The organism is Bacillus sp. JJ1503 (genome assembly GCF_036965125.1).
Classification (GTDB): domain Bacteria; phylum Bacillota; class Bacilli; order Bacillales; family Cytobacillaceae; genus Cytobacillus.
The window spans coordinates 10,248-17,490 of the sequence record NZ_JBALOZ010000293.1 but is presented as its reverse complement, the minus strand read 5'-3'; the positions used below and the strand labels follow the sequence as shown (position 1 = coordinate 17,490).

Genomic DNA, 7,243 nt, shown 5'->3' with positions numbered 1-7,243 from the left:
ATCTGACCCTTACCCGTCCAAAAAATAATCCCTTCTACAGCTTCTTCATATATATTTATATATATATCTGCATTTTTTATTAATTTGATTTCTAATTGCCTTATTTCACTCTCTGTAATATGAACTTCCTTTAAAAATTCCGCGTTTACATCGTTGCTGTTTTTGTTCAAATTCACTTCTACCTTCCCTCCTATTGGGATTTAACTATATACATAGTTCTACAAAATTAGCGAAAGTTCCTCTTACTAATTTGAAAATTGAAAAAACAAAAATTAATGATACAGGCTAGGGCAAAGAAAAATGGGATCCCTGTATAGCAGGGAATCCCATGAAATTAATTTTATAACTTGAATTTTGAAATCATCACATTTAATTGATCGGCAAGCTCTGATAAATTTTGAGCATTTTCTGAGATTTCTTCCATCGAATGATTGGTTTGCGTAATAACAGCACTCGTTTGTTCAATACCTGCTGCTGATTGAACGGATACTTCAGCAATATTTTCAATGGATTGATTCATATTCGTTGTAGCACCAGAAACTCTTTCAAAATTCATAGATATTTCTAACACATTGTTAGACATCATATTAACTGCCTGATAGATCTTTTCAAACGTTTCTCCCGTTAGCCGGATTTGATCAGTCCCTTTTTCAACCTGAGAATATCCAGTCTGTAAGGATGATACTACATTACTTGATTCCGTTTGAATTCCTTTTACAATTTTTGTAATATCCGCAACAGATAATGAAACTTGTTCTGCTAATTTTCGAACTTCATCTGCCACAACTGCAAATCCCCTGCCATGTTCACCTGCACGTGCCGCTTCAATAGCTGCATTTAACGCAAGCAAATTCGTTTGATTTGCAATATCATGTATAACCTGAATTAGTTTAGTAATTTGTTGTGTCTGTTCATCTAATCCGTTTACCCGTTCAACAGATGTTTTCATAATCTCATTAATCATGGACATTTGCTTCTGTGAATCTCCCATTAAGGTATCTCCAGTTTTAGTCAAATGTAAGACTTCATTCGATGCTTTTTGAATCTCTGTTCCGCTTTGAGCAGCTTTTTCAACCTCTGCCATATAGCTTTCCATCATACTAGCTAATCCACTAGCAGATTTTGCTTGTTCCTCAGCTCCTGCTGACAGCTCCTGCATTGTTGAAGCACCTTGCTGGCTTGCTGCCTTTACTTCAGTTGCGGCAATGTTCAGTTCTCCGCTCTTTTCTGTAACATAAGTTGAAACAGCCGATATTTCCTGTATCATAGCTTGAAGCTTTTCTTTCATTGAATTTGTTGCTTTTCCTAACTCTGCTATTTCATCACTGCCATCATAATCTATCGCTTCTACATTAAGATTTCCGCTCGCCACTTCATTTGAAAGGTGAACGATTTGACCAAGCTTTTTAGAAATAATTTTCCCTATAACTAGAATACTTACGATACCAAGGGCAGCAGAAATAACGATAGAAATCCCGAGTATGATTAAAGTTAAGATTAACGCGGACTTTGCAGAGCTTACCGCTTTCTTTTGCTCTGATTTCAACATTTCACTTAATATATCTAAATTAACGACTGTTTCAGTAATCATCGTATCTGCTTGCAGCTTCCCAAGACGGTATTCTCTTACATGCTGAAGCTTTACTTTCGGTTGAATCGTATCATGAAATATCGTTGTTATCTCTTTATCATTTTCCGCGATTTCAGCAAATAGGTCTTTCGACTCTTTTGTTGTTATGGCAGGCTCTAGTACCTTCTTCAATTTATTAAATTCTTCCGATAGTTGATCAAAGGATGTTAAATGCTTCGGATTTGAATCAATTATATAATTTCCAATTGCACTGCCTTTTTGATGAAAAATAGCCGTAGCTTCATTAAACAATATGGCTTTGTCGCCCGATTCTTCAACCATTTCCATTTTGGAATTCGCAATTGACAGGAATCCGAATGTGATAATCGTAGAAATTGTAAACAAACCAATAGTTACAAATAAAGCTACTCCATATTTTTGCCCAAGCTTTAATCTTTTCCATAAAGGTATGATTGACAGCCTGGTAATAACTCTATTTAACTTATATTTTTTATCCTTTTTATGATTTTTAGATTTTTTTACTTTCTTAAAACGAGTCTTTTTTACCCCTTTCATTTTAGGTAATCCTCCCTTGTTTAGACGTTGTTGTCAAAATATCGTACTAAAAGTTATGTAAAAAATATCAGAATATTACTAGTACTATTTAATTATAATATAATTCATATGGCATTCAAGAGGAAGTTGGCACTTTAGGATAAATAAAGGAGATTCTCCAATTTGCACCATTCAAGTTATTTCTTCTATTTAAAACAAAAAAGCGTCTCTTAGCCGCAAATTCGACTAGGGAGACGCTTCAACTCTTTGTGTATGAAAGAATTATTTATAATAAAGGATTTTCATGTTTAGCTAGAAGACGTTGCCAGCGCTTTTCGATTTCTTCTTCCAATTCCATTAACATTTCATGATTTTCTTCTTTTAAGAGATGCTTTGTTTTGCCCATATATTTCAGCCATTCAGGTAATCCAACCCTTTTCTTCTTATCTTCAGGATTATAAGTAATGGTTGTTACCCCTTCTTCTACCTCGTACAGAGGGAAGAAGCATGTATTAACAGCCGCTTCGATAATCTTTTCACCATAGCGATCATCTGACTTCCAGTTCAACGGACAAGTAATAAGGATTTTGCCATATACCGTACCAACATTTTGCGCATACCATTGAGCCTTTGCAGCTTTCTTTATTAGATCCTGCGGGAATGCCTCTGCACCGGTAAAGACGTAAGGGATATTAGTTGAAGCCATAATTTGTGCTGTATCCTTATGATGGAATGCTTTACCCTTTTGTTTACGTCCGACATTGCTTGTACTTGTCATATGTCCTTTTGGGGTAGAATAGGACATTTGAGATCCTGTATTCATATACCCTTCATTATCATACTCAAGCATAATAAGGTTATGGTTTCTCAGTGCCGTTCCAATTGCGGACCCCATTCCAATATCCATTCCGCCATCACCCGTAATCATGACAAAAGTAGCATCATCTGAGATTTCGATTTCCCCGCGCTCCTTCAACTCTAAAAAGGCTTCCACTGTACCAGATAATGTAGCAGGTCCATTTTGGAATAGGTTGTGGATCATAGTTTGTTTATGTGAAGAATAAGGATATGCGGTTGTTGTCACATAAGCACAACCAGTTTGGAACAGCACAACCACATCTCCTTCAATCCCTTTAAAAAACAACTCTAATCCGGTAAATATTCCACAGCCTGGACAAGCTCCGTGTCCTGAAGCTATTCGCTTTGGCTTCGATGTTAATGAGCGTAACGGAGGAATTTTCACCTTTAATTTATTTGTTTCAGGATCCTTCTCAACGTGTATTAAGCCTGATTTGTAAACATCCCCATGCTGAGGGGTAATAACTGGCTTAAGCCCCCGATCTTTATTTCCAGGAACATGACCAAAATAATCAAAGGATTTTTTTGCATAGCCATTATTCATCGCCTCAATTGCTTCGTTGAAGAAATGCTCTGCATCATCTTCATAAAAATCTTTCCCGCCAAGTCCAAACACACGGCTTAACACAATGGTTTTATTATTTTTATCATCCTGTAATGCGGACTTTACTTCATGGGTTAAATTCGGGCCATTGCCGCCATAGGAATCAGCTCTTTCACCGATTAGCAGAGCTTTAATATTTTTTAGTGCTTCCCGAATTTCTTTTGCAGGGAATGGACGGATGATATTCGGGCTGATGACACCTGCTTTAATCCCTTTTTCTCTTAGTCTGTCCACCGTATCCTTCGCCGTTTCAGCAGCAGAGTTTAATAAGAATAATGCAACCTCTGCATCTTCCATTTTGTATAATTCTAATACTGGGTATTCACGGCCGGAAATAGCAGCATAATCTATTGCAACTTCCTTGAATATGTCACCTGCAGCATACATCGCTTCAGATTGCTGAAAATGGTTATTCATTAAATCTTCGCCATTCATATGGGCACCAATCGTTACCGGTCTTTTTGGATCTCGGGCGAAATGATAATCTGTCGGGCACTCACCAACAAATTGCTGAACTACTTGGCGATCTTTAAAATAATTTACTTTTCTCTTTTGATGTGATGTAAAGAATCCGTCATATGCAACAATAACAGGGAGACGAACCTTTGAATGCTCAGCAATTTTGAGAGCCATTATATTCATATCATATACTGCCTGTGGTGTTCTCGCCGTTAATATTACCCACCCCGTATTTAAGGCAAAGTATAAATCTGAATGATCCCCTCTAATATCTAATGGGCCGCTTACTGAACGAGTAACTAAATTCATAACCATTGGGAATCGGGTTCCTGATTGAACAGGAAGCTGCTCAAGCATATACATAAGCCCATTCGCACTTGTTGCGTTAAAAACCCTTGCACCTGTTGCGGCAGCTCCGTAACAAATCCCTGCTGAACCATGCTCTCCATCGGCTGGAATCAGCTTAATATTATGCTCTCCTCTTGCCTTCATTTGGTCTAAATACTGTGCGACCTCGGTTGATGGTGTAATTGGGAAATATCCCATAATATGATAGTTTATTTGAGCTGCAGCCATTGCCGCCATTTCATTTCCGCTTTCAAAGGTTACCAATTGTTCTGCAGTATTTTTTTTAAGTGATTGTTCTACTACCATTGCCATTATGAAATCCCTCCCGCAATGTAAGGAAATTTATGTTTTACCCAGTTTGCCTCAGCATAGCCAATCGTTTCGCGCAAATCACTTAATGCCGTTGTTGGACAAGCCTCAACACACTTCAGACAGCCTTTGCAATATTGATAATCAATCCCTTTAAGGAACATTTGCTTCCTGCCGCGCTTATCTTCTCCTTCTTCCCATACAAAGCAATAATCAGGACAGACGGTATCACATGCAGCACAGTGAATACATGTCTCTTGATCATATTTTGGAAGGAACCCTTGTCTGGATCCGCTCAAGTCTTTTAATATACTATTTCCTTGGGCTGTAATGATCCCTCCAATTTCTTGAGTTTCATATCCTAGTAACGGAAGCGGACGAGAGAATGCCTTTCCCTTGGCATCTTCTGGAGTTTCATATGTTTTGAATTGAACTTCGTTGTATCCCCGTTCGAATGTTCGAATATTTGGCTCTACAAGATGCGGGTATTTTTTTTCAAATGTTTTTCGAATGATGTCCTTCATTGACTCTGGATCAAGGAAATCACAAATACGGAATAATGCTCCCAGCATTGCTGTATTGACTTTTGTCTTTTCATCGACAGAAATTTGTAAGGCATCGATAATGGCTAGTGTACCTGTTTCTAATTTCAAGTCTGCCTTGATCGAATCAAAGTCCCTGATGGAATTAACTAATAGAATCCCATCAGGCTCCAAACCGCTAACAACATCGACCGTTTTATATAATGCTTCATGAAAAACCCCGACAACATGCGGCTGCTCAATCGGACTATGCGCTCGAATTTCAACATCAGGATCACAATAACGTATAAAACTTTTCACTGGTGATCCTTTCTTTTCAGAGCCATATGATGAAAAGTTCGAACCGTTTAAACCTAATCCTAAAACTCCAGCTTCAGCAAGCATCTTTCCGGCTAGATTAGCTCCTAGCCCGCCAATTGACTCTAATCTAATTTCAAAAAAACCAAGCCCATTTTTCTTTGGTAATATTGACATAATCTCCCTCCCAAAATTCATCCTTTTCGTTTGTTTATACAAACTTGAAAGATCCCCTTTTGATATTGTATTAGAATGTTTAAAGTACCGCTGTGACAAAAGTCAAACATTCTAGCGAAATTGACTAAAACAGTTTGTGATTTTTTAAATAAAATCATTATTATCAGCATTGGAAATGGAATCACAATTATATAACAGATGTTTTTATGTATTATAACAGAGAGTTTCCTCCGATAAATTCCCATTATTCGGAAGTTATTCCTCTCATTTACTAGTAATTCAAGTTTTAAAACATGATAGTGTGGGTATATATATTTTGAATCTTTTTAGGGGGTCTAAAAAGAGGAGGATATATGAAGAAACGGGAGTATTACTTTGATAATGCAAAATTTATTTTAATTTCCTTGGTCGTTTTTGGGCATTTTCTTCAATCTTTTATTGAAGACAACGAGGCAATTTATACTCTATATAAGGTTATTTATACCTTCCATATGCCTGCGTTTATTCTTATCTCAGGGTATTTTGCCAAAGGCTTTAATAAAAAAGGATATATTTCTAAAATTTCTAGAAAGTTAATTCTTCCATATATCATTTTTCAAGTCATCTATTCTGTTTTTTATTTCTTTCTATATAAAGAATCATCTTTCCAGGTTGATCCGCTCAAGCCACATTGGTCGTTATGGTTTTTAATCAGTTTGTTTTCTTGGAATATTATGCTGCGGGCTTTCACTAAATATAAAGCTTTATATTCACTCGCAGCAGCGTTTATTATTGGGCTAATAGTAGGATATGCTGACTGGATTACAAACTATTTAAGCTTATCAAGAACTTTTGTGTTCTTCCCACTTTTTCTAATTGGCTATTATTTAAATAGAGAGCATTTTTCTTTGCTTCAATCTGCGAAAATCAAGATCGTATCCTTAAGCGTATTGGTAATTGTGTTTACTGGATTTTATTTTTTCCCAAGTTTGAATCATGAATGGCTGCTTGGGTCTAAGCCATATATAGAGATGGGGGCCGCATCCATTGGGGCTTTGTTTACACGTTTAGGGTTTTATGTATTAAGCTTGATTATGGTCTTCAGTTTTTTCTCTCTAGTTCCAAAACAGCATTATCCCTTTACAAAATTAGGAAGAAACACACTATATGTTTATCTTCTGCACGGATTTTTTATCCGTATTTTTAGGGAGAGTTCTGTACAAAAGTTTTTTGTCGAACCAAAAAACTTTCTGCTCTTAGCGGTTGTTTCTCTACTGCTTACTCTTCTATTATCCAGTAAAATAACCGTACCATTTGCCCAGCCTCTTATTGAATTAGAAACAACTAAACTGAAAAACCTGCAAGCTAGGTTATCGACTATTATGCAATACTATCGGAAAAAGCTTTTAAACTAAGAAAACGGACGCCCTTATGCGTCCGTTTTTAGTCTAAATTATTGACTGCATTAGAACAGGAGTTTATAATAAAAATCTAATGTCCCAGTAGCTCAGTAGGATAGAGCGACAGCCTCCTAAGCTGTAGGTC

At 36.8% G+C, this 7,243-nt stretch carries 4 protein-coding genes and 1 pseudogene; 1 reads left to right on the top strand and 4 read right to left on the bottom strand.

The features are described 5' to 3' along the window. Positions 1–340 precede the first annotated feature (340 nt). The 4 genes and pseudogenes from V7149_RS26625 to V7149_RS20470 form a co-directional block, all read right to left on the bottom strand. Positions 341–1,159 (bottom strand): methyl-accepting chemotaxis protein, encoded by an 819-nt coding sequence (locus tag V7149_RS26625; RefSeq protein ID WP_438823954.1) that lies wholly within the window; start codon positions 1,157–1,159, stop codon positions 341–343. Between the two features lie 120 nt (positions 1,160–1,279). Then, positions 1,280–1,549, bottom strand: a pseudogene (locus V7149_RS26620) (HAMP domain-containing protein); the annotation flags it as partial. An 862-nt stretch (positions 1,550–2,411) separates the two neighbouring features. Continuing rightward, positions 2,412–4,706, bottom strand: a complete 2,295-nt coding sequence (locus V7149_RS20475; RefSeq protein WP_335347442.1) for a thiamine pyrophosphate-dependent enzyme — start codon at positions 4,704–4,706, stop codon at positions 2,412–2,414. After that, the gene (locus V7149_RS20470) at positions 4,706–5,719 is read right to left on the bottom strand and encodes a 2-oxoacid:acceptor oxidoreductase family protein (RefSeq protein WP_335347441.1); all 1,014 of its coding nucleotides are present in this window, start codon (positions 5,717–5,719) and stop codon (positions 4,706–4,708) included. Before V7149_RS20470 ends, V7149_RS20475 begins: the two co-directional genes overlap by 1 nt. Before the next feature lie 353 nt (positions 5,720–6,072). On the opposite strand from V7149_RS20470, the gene V7149_RS20465 reads away from it, so the two are divergent. Further along, positions 6,073–7,113, top strand: coding sequence for an acyltransferase family protein (locus V7149_RS20465; RefSeq protein ID WP_335347440.1), 1,041 nt, complete (start codon positions 6,073–6,075; stop codon positions 7,111–7,113). The last annotated feature ends 130 nt before the right edge of the window (positions 7,114–7,243 follow it).